The organism is Xanthomonas sp. F4, assembly GCF_011761895.1.
Genome location: NZ_JAASQX010000002.1, coordinates 127,647 through 144,966, shown reverse-complemented (window position 1 = coordinate 144,966; position 17,320 = coordinate 127,647). Strand labels below are relative to the sequence as shown.

The following is a 17,320-nucleotide window of genomic DNA, read 5'->3' as shown; positions in this document are numbered from 1 at the left end:
GTCGGAACGGCAAATTTTCTGCAGTAAACCGCTAAAGGTTGCGCACCTGTCGCCGTTACTTATATCACCAGCCGCACTGGCCAATTGATGGCCCCCTGCGGAGACTCCAGGCACCAACCGGTCGCCGGACAAATCGCTAAGAGGAGATATCAAAATGGCACAGGTCATCAATACCAACGTAATGTCGCTGAACGCTCAGCGCAACCTCAACACCACCAGCACCAGCCTGGCGACGACGATCCAGCGCCTGTCTTCCGGCCTGCGCATCAACAGCGCCAAGGACGACGCGGCCGGCCTGGCGATCTCCGAGCGCTTCACCACCCAGATCCGCGGTCTGGACGTGGCCTCGCGCAACGCCAACGACGGCATCTCGCTGGCGCAGACCGCCGAAGGCGCGATGGTCGAAATCGGCAACAACCTGCAGCGTATCCGCGAACTGTCGGTGCAGTCGGCCAATGCCACCAACTCCAGCACCGACCGTGGTGCGCTGAACTCGGAAGTCAAGCAGCTGACTGCGGAAATCGACCGTGTCTCCAAGCAGACCAACTTCAACGGCACCAAGCTGCTGGACGGTTCGTTCTCCGGCGCGCTGTTCCAGGTCGGCGCCGACGCCGGCCAGACCATCGGCATCAACACCATCGTCAACGCCAGCGCCGCCTCGCTGGGCAAGGCCGGCTTCGCCGCCACCCAGACCGGTTCGGCCGCCCTGGCCTCCGGCACCGCGACCGCCAGCGGCAGCTTCTCCGGCATGGTCGTCAACGGCGTCACCATCGCCTCGGTCTCGGTGGCCGCCGGCGATGCCGGTGCCGACGTGGCCAAGAAGATCGCCTCGGCGATCAACGACCAGCTGGCGCAGACCGGCGTGTACGCCTCGATCGACCCGACCAGCAGCGCGCTGAAGCTGGAATCGGTCAAGGGCGGCCAGGACTTCTCGTTCACCGCCGGCTCGGCCACCGGTGCCACCGGCATCACCTTCAGCAACGCCGGCATCGCCGCCAGCGCCACTGCCACCGCCGGTACCACCAACTACCTGCAGGACCTGGATATCTCCACCTTCCAGGGCGCGCAGAAGGCGCTGAGCATCGTCGACAACGCGCTGACCGCGGTGAACTCCTCGCGTGCCGACATGGGTGCGATCCAGAACCGCTTCACCTCCACCATCGCCAACCTGAGCTCCACCTCGGAGAACCTGTCGGCCTCGCGCAGCCGCATCCGCGATACCGACTACGCCAAGGAAACCGCCGAGCTGACCCGCACGCAGATCCTGCAGCAGGCCGGCACCGCGATGCTGGCCCAGGCCAAGCAGGCGCCGCAGAGCGTGCTGAGCCTGCTCCAGGGCTAAGCGCGACACGCCGCAGCGTGACACCGGGCCCCTCCGCAAGGAGGGGCCTTTTTTTATTCGGTTCCGACGCGGCGGGAGTGCATGTCGGACAACACGGCGTCACCGCCGTTACTCGATGCTGCGTTGAACCCGCATGTGCCGCACCCGCGGTTGGCGTGCCCGACCTACGGCCCACTGGCTGGAGCGGCTGGACGGTCTCGGCCGGCATTGCCAGGCCATGCGGCCGTTGGACGATGGCGTAGGCAGGCGGTACGCAGGGCCCCCGGTGCACGCTGCCATTGCCACTGGAGCGACCGAAGATGGCCAGCGCCATCGACTTCCTAACGCGCAGGAACCCGGTCTCGGACCGGCGGACTGGAGTGCGGACAGGGGTCAGGCGTTAGCGGTGGACGCGGCCGCATGTTGGCGAGGTGATCCAGCATCTTCTATGGCGCCCGCGATGGCATCGACGTCTTCCGCATCGATCCACGCCGCCGTGTCCCGGACTTGCACGGTGGACCTAAAGTTTGCCAAAGCGCGGCCGAAACAAGCTCTTCGCCGCGTTTTGGGTGGCTTGCAAATCATCGCGCCGCCATATTTTTGCGCAGCAAATCACTAAAGGTTGCGGGCTTGCCGCCGTTACTTGTATCAGCAGCGGCACTGGCCAATTGATGGCCCCCTGCGGAGACTCCAGGCAACAAAAGTTGCCGGACAAATCGCTTACAGGAGATATCAACGTGGCACAGGTCATCAATACCAACGTAATGTCGCTGAACGCTCAGCGCAACCTCAACACCACCAGCGCCAGCCTGGCGACGACGATCCAGCGTCTGTCCTCGGGCCTGCGCATCAACAGCGCCAAGGACGATGCGGCCGGCCTGGCGATCTCCGAGCGCTTCACCACCCAGATCCGTGGTCTGGACGTGGCCTCGCGCAACGCCAACGACGGCATCTCGCTGGCGCAGACCGCCGAAGGCGCGATGGTCGAAATCGGCAACAACCTGCAGCGTATCCGCGAACTGTCGGTGCAGTCGGCCAACGCCACCAACTCCACCACCGACCGTGGTGCGCTGAACTCGGAAGTCAAGCAGCTGACCGCGGAAATCGACCGCGTCTCCAAGCAGACCAACTTCAACGGCACCAAGTTGCTGGACGGTTCGTTCTCCGGCGCGCTGTTCCAGGTCGGCGCCGACGCCGGCCAGACCATCGGCATCAACAGCATCGTCAACGCCAGCGCCTCGGCCCTGGGCAAGGCCGGCTTCGCCGCCACGCAGACCGGCTCGGCCGCCCTGGCCTCCGGCACCGCGACCGCCAGCGGCAGCTTCTCCGGCATGGTCGTCAACGGCGTCACCATCGCCTCGGTCTCGGTGGCCGCCGGCGATGCCGGTGCCGACGTGGCCAAGAAGATCGCCTCGGCGATCAACGACCAGCTGGCGCAGACCGGCGTGTACGCCTCGATCGACCCGACCAGCAGCGCGCTGAAGCTGGAATCGGTCAAGGGCGGCCAGGACTTCTCGTTCACCGCCGGCTCGGCCACCGGCGCCACCGGCATCACCTTCAGCAACGCCGGCATCGCCGCCAGCGCCACCGCCACCGCCGGTACCACCAACTACCTGCAGGACCTGGATATCTCCACCTTCCAGGGCGCGCAGAAGGCGCTGAGCATCGTCGACAACGCGCTGACCGCGGTGAACTCCTCGCGTGCCGACATGGGTGCGATCCAGAACCGCTTCACCTCCACCATCGCCAACCTGAGCTCCACCTCGGAGAACCTGTCGGCCTCGCGCAGCCGCATCCGCGATACCGACTACGCCAAGGAAACCGCCGAGCTGACCCGCACGCAGATCCTGCAGCAGGCCGGCACCGCGATGCTGGCCCAGGCCAAGCAGGCGCCGCAGAGCGTGCTGAGCCTGCTCCAGGGCTAAGCGCGACGCGCCGCAACGTGACACCGGGCCCCTCCGCAAGGAGGGGCCTTTTTTTTGACGCTGACACTGCGGCACAGGATTTGCATCGCAACGGAGAACCGCCGCGACGCGCGGGCGGCGCTCAAGAACCGCCCCCGCACGCCGATACTCCCCTCAGCCGCTGGCGCGCCGCGCGCCGGCCACCTCAAGGAACGCGATCATGTCCACCACGGGAATCGGCTCAGGCCTGGACATTCCGACCTTCGTCGCCAAGCTGGTATCGAAGGAACGCCAACCGCAGGAAGACCGGATCAACCGCGACGGCACCGCCTCCACCGCGCAGCTGTCGTCGTTGAGCACGATCAAGAGCGCGCTGTCCAACCTGCAGACGGCGATGAGTACCGTCTCCGACAGCGCCGACAAGGGCGCCTTCAAGGCGAACATCGACGACGGTGCGGGCTATACCGCCACGGTCACCTCGAGCGCCAGCGCCGGCAGGTACGGCATCGAGGTCGTGAAGCTGGCGCAGTCGCAGAAGCTGACCTCGTCGGCGTACGCCAGCGGCGCCGTCGTCGGTGGCGGCACCCTGACGATCGCTTACGGCAGCACCACGCTCAACGTCAACGTCGATGCAGGCAGCAAGCTCAGCGACGTGGCCGCCTTCATCAACAAGGCCGCCAACGGCGCCGGCGTGACCGCCAGCGTGGTCACCGCCGACGATGGCGACCACCTGGTGCTCAACGCGGTCAACTCCGGCACCAAGGGCGCGCTGACCATCACCACCTCCGGCGGCGACGGCGGCCTGGCCAAGCTCACCTACCCGCCTGGCAGCAGTGGCGGCCTGACCCAGACCATCGCTGCGGACGACGCGGTGGTGAAGGTGGACGGCTTTCAGCGTACCTCCAGCAGCAACACCATCGCCGACATCGTCCCCGGGGTCGCCATCAATCTGACCAAGGCGGTTGCCGGCACCACCTACAATCTGAACATCACCAGCGACACCAGCCCGCTGAAAGCGAACCTGACCGCGCTGGTCAGCGCCTACAACTCGGCCAACAGCGTCCTGAAGTCCTCCAGCGCCTACGACGCCACCAACAAGAAGGCCTCGCCGATGACCGGCGATGCGATGGTGCGCGGCCTGCAGCAGTCGCTGCGGCGGCTGGTCAGCGACAACGTCAGCGGGTTGATGGCGCTGGGCGTCACCATCGACAAGGACGGGGTGATGAGCATGGACAGCAGCAAGTTCGATACCGCCGTGGCCGCCGATCCCTCGGCGGCCAAGACCATGCTCGGCAGCGCCGGCAACTTCGGCGCCGGGATGAGCACGCTGCTGAAGAGCAACCTGGACACCACCAACGGTACGCTGACCCAGCGGACCGACGCGCTCAACAAGCACATTTCCGACCTGACCGACCAGCTCAACGATCTGGACGCGCGCATGCAGACGCTGACCGACCAGTACACCGCGCGCTTCACGGCGATGGAAACGCTGGTGACGCAGATGCAGGGCGTGAGCGATAGCCTCACCAAGCAGTTCAGCTGACGCGCACACGGCCGCCGCTCAAGTCCAAGTGCGTCGTGGCCGATATGAAGAGTATCGACAGTCATTGCGGATTGGCCGCAACCACCGCCCCGGCACCCTTGCCGGAGAGCACGGCGGCCCGCGCTGCCAATCCACCGAGGGAGTTTTCCATGTACGGTTCCAGCCGCCAGTACGCTGAGCAATATCGCAAGATGGGCATTTCCACCAGCGTCACGGATGCCGACCCGCACAAGTTGGTCGCCATGCTGTTCGCTGGCGCCTGCCAGCGCATCCGCCAGGCCCAGGCCTGTCTTGCGCAGGGCGACCAGGCGCGCAAGGGCAAGGCGATCGGCGAAGCCTGCGCCATCGTCGGCCATCTCAATGGCTCGCTCGACCACGAGGCCGGCGGCGAGATCGCCGGCAATCTGTCGGCGCTCTACGACTACGTCATGCACCGGCTGACCGAAGCCAACCTGCACAACGACGACGCCGCGCTGACCGAAGCGCTGGAACTGCTCAGCGAGATCGACGCGGCCTGGGCCGCCATCCCCGCGCAGCAGCGCGAACTGGCCACGGCGAACGCATCGTGAGTATCCAGCTCGCCGACCTGCACAACGACCTGCACGAGTTGCGCGAGGTCCTGCGTGGCGACGACTACGCACTGGCCCAGGCCATGATCGCCGATCACGAGCGGCGCCTGCAGGCCTATCTGCAGCAGGACGATGCCGACCGCTCGCGCGAGGCGTTGAAGCCGTTGCTCGCCCTGCAGCAGGCGGTGACCGCGCAGATGCGCATGGAGCGCGACCATGCTGCGGCCTGGCTGCGCACCAGCCGCCAGTCCACTCACGCCGCGCGGCTGTATTCGCAGGCCGGACTGCTGGGATGAACACCGGCTCGGACGGCGCCGCGCACCACCCGGCCGACGCCGAACTGTTTCACGACACCCTCAGCTGCGAACTGGCGCTGCCGGCGGATTTCCGCCTGGGCAACGGCGCCGGCCGGCTCGCCGCCGGCGAGGCGCTGTTGCGTAGCCTGGCGCAGATCGAGGATCTGCGTGGCGAGGACGGCAGCGACGATCGCAGCGAGGCCACCGCGCAGACCCAGCGGATGGAGGCCAAGCTCGACCTGATGCTGGTCCTGCTGGGCCGGCTGGCCCGCCAGCATGAAGACGCCCTGCCGCTGCGGCCGCTGTGCTGGTCGCGGCGCGGCGTGCGACTTGAGCTCGGTGCGCGCTCCGGCGCTGCCGCCGGCGCCGCCGGCCTGCTGCGCCTGCAACCCTCAGACTGGCTGCCGGACCACCTGGAATTGCCGGTGCGGGTGCTGGCCGAGGCCACCACCGCCGGCGTCGTGCAACTTTGGCTACGGTTCGAGACACAGCCACCGGGCCTGGAAGAGGCCCTGGAACGCCACCTGTTCCGGCTGCACCGCCGGCAAATCGCCGATAGCCGCCGGGCGCGCTGAGCCGGCACCTCGGTCCGCCAGCGTGGCGCCGAGGTTGGCGGCGGCGAGCGGCTCGGCTAAGGTGCCGATCTGAATAGAAGGACCTGCACCGTGCGAGTCATCATCGTCGACGATCACACCCTGGTACGCGCCGGCCTGAGCCGGCTGCTGCAGACGTTTGCGGACGTCGACGTGGTCGCCGAGGCCAGCAACGCGCAGCAAGCCGTGGACCTGGCCACTCTGCACCGCCCCGACCTGGTGCTGATGGACCTGTCCCTGCCCGGGCGCAGCGGCCTGGACGCACTCACCGACGTGCTGCACAGCTCGCCCAAGACCCGGGTGGTGATGATGTCGATGCACGACGACCCGGTGCACGTGCGCGATGCGCTGGACCGCGGCGCCACCGGCTTCGTGGTCAAGGATGCCGCCCCGCTGGAGCTGGAACTGGCACTGCGCGCGGCCAGCGCCAACCAGGTGTTCCTGAGCCCGCAGATCTCCTCCAAGATGATCGCGCCGATGCTCGGCCGCGAGCGCCCGGTGGGCGTCGCCGCCCTGTCGCCGCGGCAACGCGAGATCCTGCGTCAGATCGGCCGCGGCCAGAGCAACAAGGAAATCGCCTCGGATCTGGGTATCAGCGTCAAGACGGTGGAGACCCACCGCGCGCGCATGATGGAATCGCTGGGCTGTCGGCGCGCCAACGATCTGGTCCTGCTGGCCGCGCGCCATCAAAGCGAACTGAGTTGAACTGGGGACGACATCCCGACACGGAACATTGGCATGGCGCTTGCCTTAACCGGTCAGCAGACTGCCACGATCCAGCCGAGGCCCGCCAGATAAGGCATTACGCCGTCGACTGTCCGGCGCCCACGACCCGAATGTCGGGAAATTCCTGACACCCTGTCGGGAATTTTACTACCCTACTCAGGAACCCCCCGATTCTGTTACCGTCGGGCGACAAGCAGTATGCGTTCCACGGGCGCCAGAGGGTTGGCGCCAAACCGAGGAAGTCCGCATGAAGCCGACCGTTTCCGCCCAACTGGGCCAGCAACTGCATCTGACCCCGCAACTGCTGCAGTCGATCCGGCTGCTGCAGCTCGACGGCATGCAACTGGAACTGGAAATCCGCCGCGCGCTGGAGACCAATCCGCTGCTCGAACTGGAAGAGTCAGAGGGCGTGATCGAGCCGGTGGTCAAGCACGAGGATGCGGGGCTGGAAACCGCAGCGTTCGACGAACTGCCCGAATCTTCGATGTGGGACATCCCGGCAGCCGGCTGGAACGACGGCGAAGACGATCGCATGCAGCGCATCGCCGCCGGCGAGTCCAGCGACCCGCACCTGCGCGTGCTGCAGCGGCTGGCCCTGGAACTGCCGGCGCTGGAACTGGAAACGGCCGCGTTCTGGCTGGAACACTGCGACGATGCCGGTTACTTGGACGGCGCGCTCGATACCCTGCAGCAGCTGGCCAGCGCACGCCTGGGCCTGACCGTGGCGCAGGCCGAAGCGGTGCGCCAGCGCCTGCTGCACGGCGACCCGGCCGGCCTGTGCGCCTGCGACCTGCGCGAGTGCCTGCAGGCGCAGCTGAGCGACCTGCCCGGCCGCGTGCCCGGCCGCCACCTGGCCGCGCGCATTCTCGAAGGCGACCTCAACCTGCTCGCCAGCCACGACTACGCCCTGCTCGGGCGCCAGCTCGATGCCGAGACCGACGACGTGCGCGAGGCGGTGCGGCTGATCCTGTCGCTGCAGCCGCGGCCCGGCGACAGCCTGCAGCCGCAGGACGCCGGCCATGTGCTCCCGGACGTGGTCGCCTGGCATGCCGACGGCACCTGGCGGGTGGCGCTGAACCCGGCCACCACCCACCGCGTCACCGTCAACCCGATGCACGAACGCGCCCTGGCCGAGGCCGGCGACGCCGCGCAGCCGCTGCGCGAGATGCTGCAGGAGGCGCGCTGGCTGACCCGCGGCCTGTCGATGCGCTACGAGACCCTGTTGCGCACCACCCGCGCCATCGTCGAGCGCCAGTCGGCGTTCCTGGTCAAGGGCGAGGAAGCGATGGCGCCGCTGACCCTGAAGGAAGTGGCCGAGGCGATCGGCATGCACGAATCGACCATCTCGCGCATCACCACCGGCAAGTACCTGCAGACTCCGCGCGGCACCTTCGAGCTGAAGCATTTCTTCGCCGTGCGCCTGGAAGGCGCCGCGGTCTCCGGGCAGGCGGTGCGCGCCATGGTCCGGCGCCTGATCGAATCCGAGCCGGCTGGGCGGCCGCTGGCCGACGAGGCCATCGCCGGGCTGCTGTCGCGACAGGGCGTAAACGTGGCAAGGCGCACTGTCGCCAAGTATCGTGAACAATTGGACATCGCTCCCGCACGCGAACGCCGCCGCGGCAGCAAACCGCTGCTGGCCCGTGTGGGCTAAGGAAAAACGACGCATATGAACAAACTGTCCGTGCTTCTGGTCGACGACCACGAAGGTTTCATCAACGCCGCCATGCGCCACTTCCGCAAGCTCGAGTGGATGGAAGTGATCGGCAGCGCCGCCAATGGCCTGGAAGCCATCGAGCGGTCCGAGTCGTTGCGCCCGCAGGTGGTGTTGATGGACCTGGCCATGCCCGAGATGGGCGGCCTGCAGGCCACGCGCCTGATCAAGACCCAGGACCAGGCGCCGTACATCGTGATCGCCAGCCATTTCGACGACGCCGAGCACCGCGAACACGCCATGCGCGCCGGCGCCGACAACTTCGTCAGCAAGCTGTCCTATATCCAGGAAGTGATGCCGATCCTGGAGGGACTTCGCACCGAGGGAGTGCCGGCATGAGCGAATCGCGGATCCTGGTGATCGATGACGATGCGGTGCGCGCCGAGCGGACCGTCAGCCTGCTCGAATTCATGGACCTCAACCCGCGCTGGGTCACCGACGTGGCCGACGTCCAGCCCGGCCGTCACCGGCAGACCGAATGGATGGCGATCCTGGTCGGCGGGCTCGACGACCAGGAGCAGGCAGATGCCTTCTTCGGCTGGGTGGCGCGCAGTTCGCTGCCGCCCCCGGTGCTGCTGCTCAACGGCGACGCGCAGGCCTTCGCCCAGCGCCACGGCCTGCACGAGGCCAACGTGTGGCAACTGGAAGCCCCGCTGCGCCATGCGCAACTGGAAACCTTGCTGCGCCGCGCCAGCCTCAAGCGGCTGGACGCCGAGCACCAGGCCGGTGCCGCGCAGGACAACGGCCCGACCGGTACCAGCGCGGCGGTGACCCGCCTGCGCCGGCTGATCGATCAGGTTGCCGCGTTCGACACCACCGTGCTGGTGCTGGGCGAGTCCGGCACCGGCAAGGAAGTGGTGGCGCGCGCGATCCATCAGCAGTCGCCGCGCCGCGACGGCCCGTTCGTGGCGATCAACTGCGGCGCGATCCCGCCGGACCTGCTCGAAAGCGAACTGTTCGGCCATGAGAAAGGCTCGTTCACCGGCGCGCTGAGCGCACGCAAGGGCCGTTTCGAGATGGCCGAGGGCGGCACCCTGCTGCTCGACGAAATCGGCGACATGAGCCTGCCGATGCAGGTCAAGCTGCTGCGCGTGCTGCAGGAGCGCAGCTTCGAGCGGGTCGGCGGCAATGTCACCATCCGCTGCAACGTGCGGGTGATCGCGGCGACCCATCGCAACCTGGAAGAGCGCATCGCCGGCAACCAGTTCCGCGAGGACCTGTTCTACCGGCTCAACGTGTTCCCGATCGAGATGCCGGCGCTGCGCGAACGCAGCGACGACCTGCCGGCGCTGGTGCACACCATCGCCGCGCAACTGGCGCGGACCGGACGCGGTGAAGTGCGCTTCTCCGAGGAGGCCTTGCAGGCGCTGCGCAGCTACGAGTGGCCGGGCAACGTGCGCGAGCTGACCAACCTGGTCGAACGCCTGGCGGTGCTGCATCCGGGCGGACTGGTGCGGGTGCAGGACCTGCCGGCACGCTACCGTGGCGACTTCGCCTCGTCCATCGACGTGTCGGCACCACCGGCGCCCGTCGTCGCCGATCCGCGGCGGGTCCCGAACGTGGTGGACCTGCACGCCGGCGGCAAGCCGGGCGGCGCGGATGCCGATACGCCGGCTGCGGCCGCGGCGACACTGCCGGAAAGCGGCCTGGACCTGCGCGGGCACATGGCCAACATCGAACTGGCGCTGATCAACGAGGCGTTGGAGCGCACCCAGGGCGTGGTCGCACATGCGGCGCAGCTGCTGGGCCTGCGGCGCACCACCTTGGTCGAGAAGCTGCGCAAGTACGGCATCGACCGCGACCAGACCGAACTGGCCAGTTGAGCCGGCGCACGGCGCCGGGTGCGGCCGCACCCGGCGCGCCCGCCGCCAGCGCGGCGCACTCCCTTCCCCTTTCATCGTTTCCCCGCGGCGGCACGACCGGCGCAACGTGGGCGTCGACGTGCGCATCGCGCGGTCACGGCTAGCCACGCGGCGCTTTGCCTTGCCATCGCCGCATCCCGGTCGGCATGACGGGAGTAGACAGCCTCTTTGGCATGTGGCTTGCTTCACGTTTCACAGCACCGGGCGGCGCGTTCCGCACCGGGGACTTTCACCCGTCGCCAGGCAGGTCCCATGTCCATCCCCGTCACCAGTCCGCTGCTGCCGCCCCTGGAGGCGTTCGTCCCGTACCTGGAGCAGATCTGGCGCAGCCGCATCCTGACCAACGGCGGCGACATGCACCGTGCGCTGGAGAAGGCGCTGGCCGAGTACCTGGGGGTGAACCACCTGGCGCTGCTGACCAACGGCACCCTGGCGCTGCTGACCGCGCTGCAGGCGCTGCGCATCACCGGCGAGGTCATCACCACGCCGTACTCGTTCGTCGCCACCGCGCATTCGCTGCTGTGGCGCGGCATCAAGCCGGTGTTCGTGGACATCGATCCGCTGACCATGAACCTGGATCCGCTCAAGATTGAAGCGGCGATCACCCCGCACACCACCGCGATCATGCCGGTGCACTGCTACGGCACCCCCTGCGACACCGCGGCGATCGAGCGCATCGCCGACACCTACAACCTCAAGGTCATCTACGACGCCGCGCACGCGTTCGGGGTCAAGGACGAGGGCGGCTCGATCCTGCGCCACGGCGACCTCAGCGTGCTCAGCTTCCACGCCACCAAGGTGTTCAACACCTTCGAGGGCGGCGCCATCGTCTGCCCGGACGCCAAGACCTACCAGCGCATCAGCCGCCTGAAGAACTTCGGCTTCGTCGACGAGACCACGGTGGTGGCGACCGGCATCAACGGCAAGATGAGCGAGATCAACGCCGCGTTCGGGCTGCTGCAACTCCAGCACATCGATGACGCGCTGGCGCAGCGTGGGGCGATCGACGCGCAGTACCGGCAACGCCTGGCGCAGGTGCCGGGGATCCGTTGCCTGGCGCCGCGGTCGCCGGGGTTGTCCAACTACGCCTCGTTCCCGATCCTGGTCGAGGACGCCTTCCCGCTGGCGCGCGATGAACTGCACCGGCTGCTGCGCAGCCACGACATCCTGGTGCGCCGCTACTTCTACCCGCTGATCAGCGATTTCCCGATGTACCGCGGCCTGCCCTCGTCCGCCCCGGCCGGCCTGCCGGTGGCCCGGCAGATGGCCGATCGCGTGCTGTGCCTGCCGATCTTCCCTGGACTGGCGGCCGACCAGGTGGACGCCATCGTCGACCTGATCGCCGCTGCCGGCGGCGTCATGTCCGGATCCGATTCCTCCAGCACCCTCGCTCCTCCCTCCTTCGCCCAACCCGTGGAACCAGCAACATGAGCCAAGAGACGTTTATCGAGAATTTCCTGTCGGCCACGGATTTCCAGAATCCGGTCGAGGTGACCATGGACACGGTGCTGCGCGAACTGCCCGAGTGGGATTCACTGGCCGCGCTGGGCGTGATCGTGATGTTCGACATGGAGTACGGCAAGACCATCACCGGCGAGCACCTGGCCGCCGTGGTCACCCTGGGCGACCTCTACAAGCTGACCGGGGCGTAACATGCCGACCTCCACGCTGCGCAACGTACGCTTTGCCGGCATGGCGACCTGCGTGCCCAGGCGCGTCGTCTCCAACCTCACCGATTGCCGGCCGCAGATCCGCTCCGAGCGCGAGCGGCTGGTGCGCAACATCGGCATCCATACCCGGCGCATGGCCGCGGACTGGCAGTGCTTTTCCGACCTGGCCTTCGACGCGGCGCAGGTGCTGCTGGAGCGCCTGCAATGGCAGCGCGAGGAGGTCGATGCATTGATCGTGGTCACCCAGTCGCCGGACTACCCGATCCCGGCGACCGCGATCATCCTGCAGGACCGCCTCGGGCTGTCGCACGCCACGGTGGCCTTCGACGTCAACCTGGGCTGCTCGGCCTACCCGTTCGGCATCAACCTGCTCGGCTCGATGATCGCCGCCGGCGGCGTCAAGAAGGGCCTGCTGCTGGTGGGCGACCGCAGCGCCACCTTCGACGACCCGATCTTCTCCGATTCCGGCACCGCCACCGCGCTGGAATTCAGCGCCGACGCCGCGCCGATGCACTTCGACCTCAACAGCGACGGCAGCGGCTACCGCGCGATCATCCTGCCGGTCGGCGGCCACCGCGAACCGGTCGGGGTGCAGCACCTGATCCCCTACCGCGCCGACGAGAACGACCACTGGCACCGCGGCGTGGACCTGCAACTGGACGGTGTGGCGGTGCTGAGCTTCTCCACCCAGCGGGTGCCGCCGGCGGTGCAGAAGCTGCTCGACTACAGCGGCGTGTCCAAGGACGAGATCGACTACTTCGTGTTCCACCAGGCCAACCGGATGATCAACGAGACCATCCGCAAGAAGCTCGGCCTGCCGCCGGAAAAGGTGCCCTCCACCCTGCACGATTTCGGCAACACCAGCGGCGCCTCGCTACCGGTCACCATGACCGCGCGGATCAACAAGCAACTGGAAGAAGGCCGCAAGCGCGTGCTGCTGTGCGGCTTCGGTATCGGCCTGTCCTGGGGCACCTGCCTGGTCGACATCGACGGCGCGGTGTTCCCCGACCTGATCGAGTCCTGACGATGGCACCTGTCGCAACCACCGACGCCTTCTCGTTACAGGGCAAGACCATCCTGGTGACCGGCGCTTCCTCGGGCATCGGCGCCGCCGTGGCTACGCTGTGCGCGCAGTTGGGCGCGACGCTGGTGGTGACCGGACGCAATGCCGAGCGCCTACAGGCGCTCGCGGACACGCTCCACGGCGCCGGGCATGTGCAGGTTGCTGGCGATCTAACCGAGGCGCACGTGCGGCAATCCCTTCTGGACGCGGCAGGCGGCTACGACGGGCTGGCTTCGTGCGCTGGCGCCACGGCGATGGTGCCATTCCGGATGGCGAGCGAGAAACACCTGCAACAGATGCTGGCAATCAATTACCTGGCGCCGATCACGCTGACCCAGCAACTGCTGTACAAGCGGCGCCTGCGTGAACATGCCTCACTTGTGTTCGTGTCCGCCTTGGCCTCGCGGGCCGCACCGCAGGCATCAACAGGCTACGCCGCCGCGAAGGCCGCGCTGGAAGCAGCGGTGCGGACACTTGCGTTGGAACATGGGCGACAAGGCATCCGTGCCAACTGCATCGCACCGGGCTATGTTGAAACGCCGATGCTCGACGGATTGCGCCAGACAGCGAACATCGACAACAACATTGGTCTGACACCACTGGGGACTGTCGCTGCGGGGGATATCGCACAAGCCGCCGTGTACCTACTGTCCTCAGCCAGCCGCTGGGTTACGCGCAGCGCCCTCACCATCGATGGCGGGATTTCCCTGATGATGCGCCTATGACAACCGAGACCAACGCTTCCTCCGCCGGCACTTCCGCGCTGCTGCAACAAATGTTCGGGTTGCGCGGAAAGACCATCTTGGTAACCGGCGCATCAAACGGCATCGGCATGGCCATCGCTCAGACCTGCGCGGCATCGGGCGCCCAAGTCATCGTCAGCGGCCGCAACAGCGCGCGCCTGGCCGCGACTCTGGAGTCGCTGCAGGGCGACGGGCATCGCCAGTTCATCGGAGATCTCTTGCAAGCAGAAACAGTGCAGAAACTGGCTGCTGAGTGCGGCCCGGTCGACGGCCTGGTCCACAGCGCAGGCATTCGCGGTCTGGCACCGATGAAGCTGGTGAGCGAGTCCTTCCTCAAGGAAGTGATGGACATTAACTACATCGCCCCGGTGATGCTGACCCGGCACCTGCTCGCACGTCAGGCCATCCGGCCCGGTGGTTCGGTGGTCTTTCTCTCGTCCATTGCAGCGTTCACCGGCACCGTTGGCGTAGGTCCCTATTCCGGCTCCAAAGCGGCGCTGATCGGGACGATGCGTCCGCTGGCCCTGGAGTTGGCACGACGCAAGATCCGGGTAAATGCGCTCTGTCCCGGGCTGGTCGAAACCTCGCTCATCACCGAAGACAAGGCGTGGTTCGAGGAGATGGCCAAGCGTTATCCACTGGGAATCGGCCAGCCACAGGACATCGCGCTGGCCTGCCTGTACTTCCTTTCCGAGGCCAGCGGCAAGATCACGGGCCAGGCGGTACACATGGACGGGGGCATCGAGTTCGTGTGAGCAGTTCCATGAAAACGCCACGCCAACATGTCTTGATCGTCGGGGCCGGCGGCTTCGGTCGCGGCATCGCGGCGATGGCGTACAACGACGATCCGGGCTACGGCCAGGCCTGGGACATCAAGGGCTTCCTGGACAGTCGCAGTGCGCTTGGCGCCGGCCTGCGCTGGCCGCTGCTGGGCGACCCGGACACCTACCAGCCGGTGCCCGGCGACCTGTTCGTCTGCGCGCTCGGCGATCCGGCCGCACGCCGCCGCTACAGCCAGCCACTGCTGGCGCGCGGCGCCGACTTCATGGTGCTGCGTCCACGCCTGCGCGAGGCCTCGGAGACGCCGATCGGGCGTGGCAGCCTGTTCGAGGTCGGCGTGTCGATCGGTGCCGACAGTCGCATCGGCGAGTTCGTCATCATCCTCGCCACCACCATCGTCGGCCACGACGTGGTGATCGGCGACTACGTGCAGATCGGCAACTTCGTGTTCGTCGGCGGCGGCGCGCGCATCGGCCACGACGTGGTCATCCATCCGCACGCCACCGTGCTGCCCGGCGTCGCGATCGGCGACGGCGCGGTGATTGGCGCCGGCAGCGTGGTAGTCAAGGACGTGCCGCCCAACGTCACCGTCGCCGGGAATCCGGCGCGTACTATCTTCAGCCGTTGACCCCGAACCCAGGACGCCGTTCCGCATGACCCGTCACGCCCTCGACGCCGAGCACTACATCAGCCCGCACAGCCTGCGCCTGGAACAGCAGCGGCTGTTCGGCAAGCTGTGGATCTTCGTCGGCTTCGCCTCGATGGTGCGCGAGCGCAACCAGTTCATCGCGCACCAGGTGGCAGGGGTACCGGTGCTGGTGCAACGCACCGAAGCCGGCATCCGCGCGTTCCTCAACCAGTGTCCGCACCGGCAGTCGGCGATCCAGATCGAGCCGCACGGCAAGCGCCCGTTGGTGTGTCCCTACCATGCCTGGTCGTTCGGTGCCGAAGGCGAGCTGCGCGGGTTGCCCAATTCCGGGCTGTACCAGTTCACCGCCGAGGAGAAGGCCGGCATCTGCCTGACCAAGCTGCACCTACAGCAGGTCGGCGAGCTGCTGTTCGTGAACATGGCCGAGCAGCCGCTGCCGCTGGAGGAGCAGTTTGCGCCGGCGTTCCTGGAGACGATCGCGACCGCCTCCTCGCACCTGGATTCGCAGATCGCCTACAGCTGCCACCGGGTGCGCTATAACTGGAAGCTCAACATGGAGAACGTGAAAGACTACAACCACGTCCCCTTTGTGCATCCGAAGACCTTCGGCCCGCTGATGACGAAGGCGGACAGGACCACCGCACACATCGAGCGCGCCGCCGATGTCGCTTCCGATGTCGAGCAACTCCTGAGCACGCACGTGCCCCCGCCCTTGCAACACTTGAGTTTTCCGGCCAAGGGGGCGCTTGTGCCGCAGGAAAATTGGTTCCGAAGCCAGTGCGAGCGTTACGGCGAGGACTCCGCCTACTACAACTGGTTCATTTATCCGAATGTGAATTTTTGCTGCGTCCGCGGCGACCACTTCCTGCTTCAGCAGTACGATCCTGTGTCTCCAGGCGAAACCGACTATCACCTGTGGGTCATGACCACACGCCGTAAAGACGCCCGCACCGACTTCACCGCATTGTTGAGCAGTTTGATCAGGGCCGAGCGGTTGGTGATCGCGGAAGACACGGCTCTGCTGGAGCGCATGCAGGCCGGGATCGGCCCACATTCGCTGCCCTTCACTCACGGCGACTACGAGACCGAACTTGTCCGCCAGCACCTGTGGTATCGCGCCAACGTGTTGGAGCAACCCGTATGAAGGTACTGGTACTGATCGGCGAAGGCCGGGCTCTGGAACAGGCACAACGCACCGCGCAGGCCTGCGGCCTGGACCACGTCGTCGTCGCGTTGGAATCGCCGGACCGCTACAACTTCGACCTTGGCGCCTTGCACGCCAGCCATCCAACAGCCACGACCGACGTGTTCGTGGCGCTGGACGAGCGCGCGGTCAACCAGTCGCGGCACAAGCTGCTGGCTGATGTGCGTTTGGCCGGCTACGGCAGCATCAACCTGGTCTGGCCACAGGCCCATGTCGATGCCGGGGTACGCCTGCTCGGCAACGTGCACATCGGCCCAGGCTGCAACATTGCTGCCGACAGCAGCATCGGCCCCGGGGCCTGGCTGGAGCGGCAGGTGATCGTCGAACAGGAAGCGCGCATCGGCGCCTGCGTCACCCTGCATGCCGGCGTGCATCTGGGCCGCGACACCCAAATCGGCCAGGGCAGCACCCTTGGCGGCGGCAGCATGACCCGCAGCGGCGCCAGGATCGGCCGGCACTGCGAATGGCTGCTGCCAGGCACGGTGCCAGACGTGCTGCCGGATCGCTGTTTCTACGACGCGCTGATGCCAGGCGGCGCCCGCATCCTGCGTTGAAAATGGACGAGACGGCCAGTGCGGCGCTAACGGGCAACGCCGGCATCGGCCAGGGCGTGCGCCCGGTGGACTGATCCGCAGCGAAGACCAGACGCGCCTGATCAAGCTGACATCGTTGGTTGGCACGCTCGT

Annotated in this window: 18 protein-coding genes; all 18 read left to right on the top strand. The window is 67.0% G+C overall.

Features of this window, described 5'->3' with window-relative positions; all coding sequences use genetic code 11:
• The first annotated feature begins 154 nt into the window (after window positions 1-154).
• The 18 genes from FHR66_RS08540 to FHR66_RS08455 all read left to right on the top strand — a co-directional run bounded on the left by FHR66_RS08540 (window position 155) and on the right by FHR66_RS08455 (window position 17,188).
• Window positions 155-1,342: a flagellin gene (locus FHR66_RS08540; RefSeq protein ID WP_160967513.1), complete on the top strand. Its 1,188-nt coding sequence runs from the start codon at window positions 155-157 to the stop codon at window positions 1,340-1,342.
• 716 nt (window positions 1,343-2,058) lie between these two features.
• Entirely contained in the window at window positions 2,059-3,246 is a 1,188-nt protein-coding gene (locus FHR66_RS08535; protein WP_160967514.1) for a flagellin, read from the top strand.
• A gap of 196 nt (window positions 3,247-3,442) precedes the next feature.
• Window positions 3,443-4,768 carry a flagellar filament capping protein FliD gene (gene fliD / locus FHR66_RS08530; RefSeq protein ID WP_456361754.1) on the top strand — a complete coding sequence of 442 codons (1,326 nt, stop codon included), beginning with the start codon at window positions 3,443-3,445 and terminating at the stop codon, window positions 4,766-4,768.
• A gap of 149 nt (window positions 4,769-4,917) precedes the next feature.
• Window positions 4,918-5,337, top strand: a complete 420-nt coding sequence (fliS, locus tag FHR66_RS08525) for a flagellar export chaperone FliS (protein WP_010341674.1) — start codon at window positions 4,918-4,920, stop codon at window positions 5,335-5,337.
• Entirely contained in the window at window positions 5,334-5,633 is a 300-nt protein-coding gene (locus FHR66_RS08520) for a hypothetical protein (RefSeq protein WP_160967518.1), read from the top strand. Before fliS ends, FHR66_RS08520 begins: the two co-directional genes overlap by 4 nt.
• The gene (locus FHR66_RS08515; RefSeq protein ID WP_160967520.1) at window positions 5,630-6,208 is read left to right on the top strand and encodes a PilZ domain-containing protein; all 579 of its coding nucleotides are present in this window, start codon (window positions 5,630-5,632) and stop codon (window positions 6,206-6,208) included. Before FHR66_RS08520 ends, FHR66_RS08515 begins: the two co-directional genes overlap by 4 nt.
• A 90-nt stretch (window positions 6,209-6,298) precedes the next feature.
• The gene (locus FHR66_RS08510; protein ID WP_160967522.1) at window positions 6,299-6,931 is read left to right on the top strand and encodes a response regulator; all 633 of its coding nucleotides are present in this window, start codon (window positions 6,299-6,301) and stop codon (window positions 6,929-6,931) included.
• Window positions 6,932-7,199: 268 nt separating this feature from the next.
• Window positions 7,200-8,603: an RNA polymerase factor sigma-54 gene (gene rpoN / locus FHR66_RS08505; RefSeq protein WP_160967524.1), complete on the top strand. Its 1,404-nt coding sequence runs from the start codon at window positions 7,200-7,202 to the stop codon at window positions 8,601-8,603.
• Between the two features lie 15 nt (window positions 8,604-8,618).
• Window positions 8,619-9,002, top strand: coding sequence for a response regulator (locus FHR66_RS08500; protein ID WP_048489825.1), 384 nt, complete (start codon window positions 8,619-8,621; stop codon window positions 9,000-9,002).
• Window positions 8,999-10,486: a sigma-54 dependent transcriptional regulator gene (locus FHR66_RS08495; protein WP_160967526.1), complete on the top strand. Its 1,488-nt coding sequence runs from the start codon at window positions 8,999-9,001 to the stop codon at window positions 10,484-10,486. Before FHR66_RS08500 ends, FHR66_RS08495 begins: the two co-directional genes overlap by 4 nt.
• Before the next feature lie 291 nt (window positions 10,487-10,777).
• Window positions 10,778-11,956 (top strand): DegT/DnrJ/EryC1/StrS family aminotransferase, encoded by a 1,179-nt coding sequence (locus FHR66_RS08490; protein WP_160967528.1) that lies wholly within the window; start codon window positions 10,778-10,780, stop codon window positions 11,954-11,956.
• Window positions 11,953-12,177, top strand: coding sequence for an acyl carrier protein (locus tag FHR66_RS08485; RefSeq protein WP_019801391.1), 225 nt, complete (start codon window positions 11,953-11,955; stop codon window positions 12,175-12,177). Before FHR66_RS08490 ends, FHR66_RS08485 begins: the two co-directional genes overlap by 4 nt.
• A gap of 1 nt (window position 12,178) precedes the next feature.
• Window positions 12,179-13,219 carry a ketoacyl-ACP synthase III gene (locus tag FHR66_RS08480; RefSeq protein WP_160967530.1) on the top strand — a complete coding sequence of 347 codons (1,041 nt, stop codon included), beginning with the start codon at window positions 12,179-12,181 and terminating at the stop codon, window positions 13,217-13,219.
• A gap of 2 nt (window positions 13,220-13,221) precedes the next feature.
• Entirely contained in the window at window positions 13,222-13,983 is a 762-nt protein-coding gene (locus FHR66_RS08475) for an SDR family NAD(P)-dependent oxidoreductase (RefSeq protein ID WP_160967532.1), read from the top strand.
• Window positions 13,980-14,756 carry an SDR family NAD(P)-dependent oxidoreductase gene (locus FHR66_RS08470; RefSeq protein ID WP_160967534.1) on the top strand — a complete coding sequence of 259 codons (777 nt, stop codon included), beginning with the start codon at window positions 13,980-13,982 and terminating at the stop codon, window positions 14,754-14,756. The genes FHR66_RS08475 and FHR66_RS08470 overlap by 4 nt, the downstream gene beginning before the upstream one ends.
• Before the next feature lie 8 nt (window positions 14,757-14,764).
• Window positions 14,765-15,409: an acetyltransferase gene (locus FHR66_RS08465; RefSeq protein ID WP_160967536.1), complete on the top strand. Its 645-nt coding sequence runs from the start codon at window positions 14,765-14,767 to the stop codon at window positions 15,407-15,409.
• Between the two features lie 25 nt (window positions 15,410-15,434).
• The gene (locus FHR66_RS08460) at window positions 15,435-16,574 is read left to right on the top strand and encodes an aromatic ring-hydroxylating oxygenase subunit alpha (RefSeq protein WP_160967538.1); all 1,140 of its coding nucleotides are present in this window, start codon (window positions 15,435-15,437) and stop codon (window positions 16,572-16,574) included.
• Window positions 16,571-17,188 carry an LbetaH domain-containing protein gene (locus FHR66_RS08455; RefSeq protein ID WP_160967540.1) on the top strand — a complete coding sequence of 206 codons (618 nt, stop codon included), beginning with the start codon at window positions 16,571-16,573 and terminating at the stop codon, window positions 17,186-17,188. The genes FHR66_RS08460 and FHR66_RS08455 overlap by 4 nt, the downstream gene beginning before the upstream one ends.
• The last annotated feature ends 132 nt before the right edge of the window (window positions 17,189-17,320 follow it).

Coding starts and splice junctions, on each gene's coding strand:
- FHR66_RS08540 (WP_160967513.1), top strand. CDS start 155: ATGGCACAGGTCATCAATACCAACGTAATGTCGCTGAACGCTCAGCGC.
- fliS (WP_010341674.1), top strand. CDS start 4,918: ATGTACGGTTCCAGCCGCCAGTACGCTGAGCAATATCGCAAGATGGGC.
- FHR66_RS08515 (WP_160967520.1), top strand. CDS start 5,630: ATGAACACCGGCTCGGACGGCGCCGCGCACCACCCGGCCGACGCCGAA.
- rpoN (WP_160967524.1), top strand. CDS start 7,200: ATGAAGCCGACCGTTTCCGCCCAACTGGGCCAGCAACTGCATCTGACC.
- FHR66_RS08500 (WP_048489825.1), top strand. CDS start 8,619: ATGAACAAACTGTCCGTGCTTCTGGTCGACGACCACGAAGGTTTCATC.
- FHR66_RS08495 (WP_160967526.1), top strand. CDS start 8,999: ATGAGCGAATCGCGGATCCTGGTGATCGATGACGATGCGGTGCGCGCC.
- FHR66_RS08490 (WP_160967528.1), top strand. CDS start 10,778: ATGTCCATCCCCGTCACCAGTCCGCTGCTGCCGCCCCTGGAGGCGTTC.
- FHR66_RS08485 (WP_019801391.1), top strand. CDS start 11,953: ATGAGCCAAGAGACGTTTATCGAGAATTTCCTGTCGGCCACGGATTTC.
- FHR66_RS08480 (WP_160967530.1), top strand. CDS start 12,179: ATGCCGACCTCCACGCTGCGCAACGTACGCTTTGCCGGCATGGCGACC.
- FHR66_RS08475 (WP_160967532.1), top strand. CDS start 13,222: ATGGCACCTGTCGCAACCACCGACGCCTTCTCGTTACAGGGCAAGACC.
- FHR66_RS08470 (WP_160967534.1), top strand. CDS start 13,980: ATGACAACCGAGACCAACGCTTCCTCCGCCGGCACTTCCGCGCTGCTG.
- FHR66_RS08465 (WP_160967536.1), top strand. CDS start 14,765: ATGAAAACGCCACGCCAACATGTCTTGATCGTCGGGGCCGGCGGCTTC.
- FHR66_RS08460 (WP_160967538.1), top strand. CDS start 15,435: ATGACCCGTCACGCCCTCGACGCCGAGCACTACATCAGCCCGCACAGC.
- FHR66_RS08455 (WP_160967540.1), top strand. CDS start 16,571: ATGAAGGTACTGGTACTGATCGGCGAAGGCCGGGCTCTGGAACAGGCA.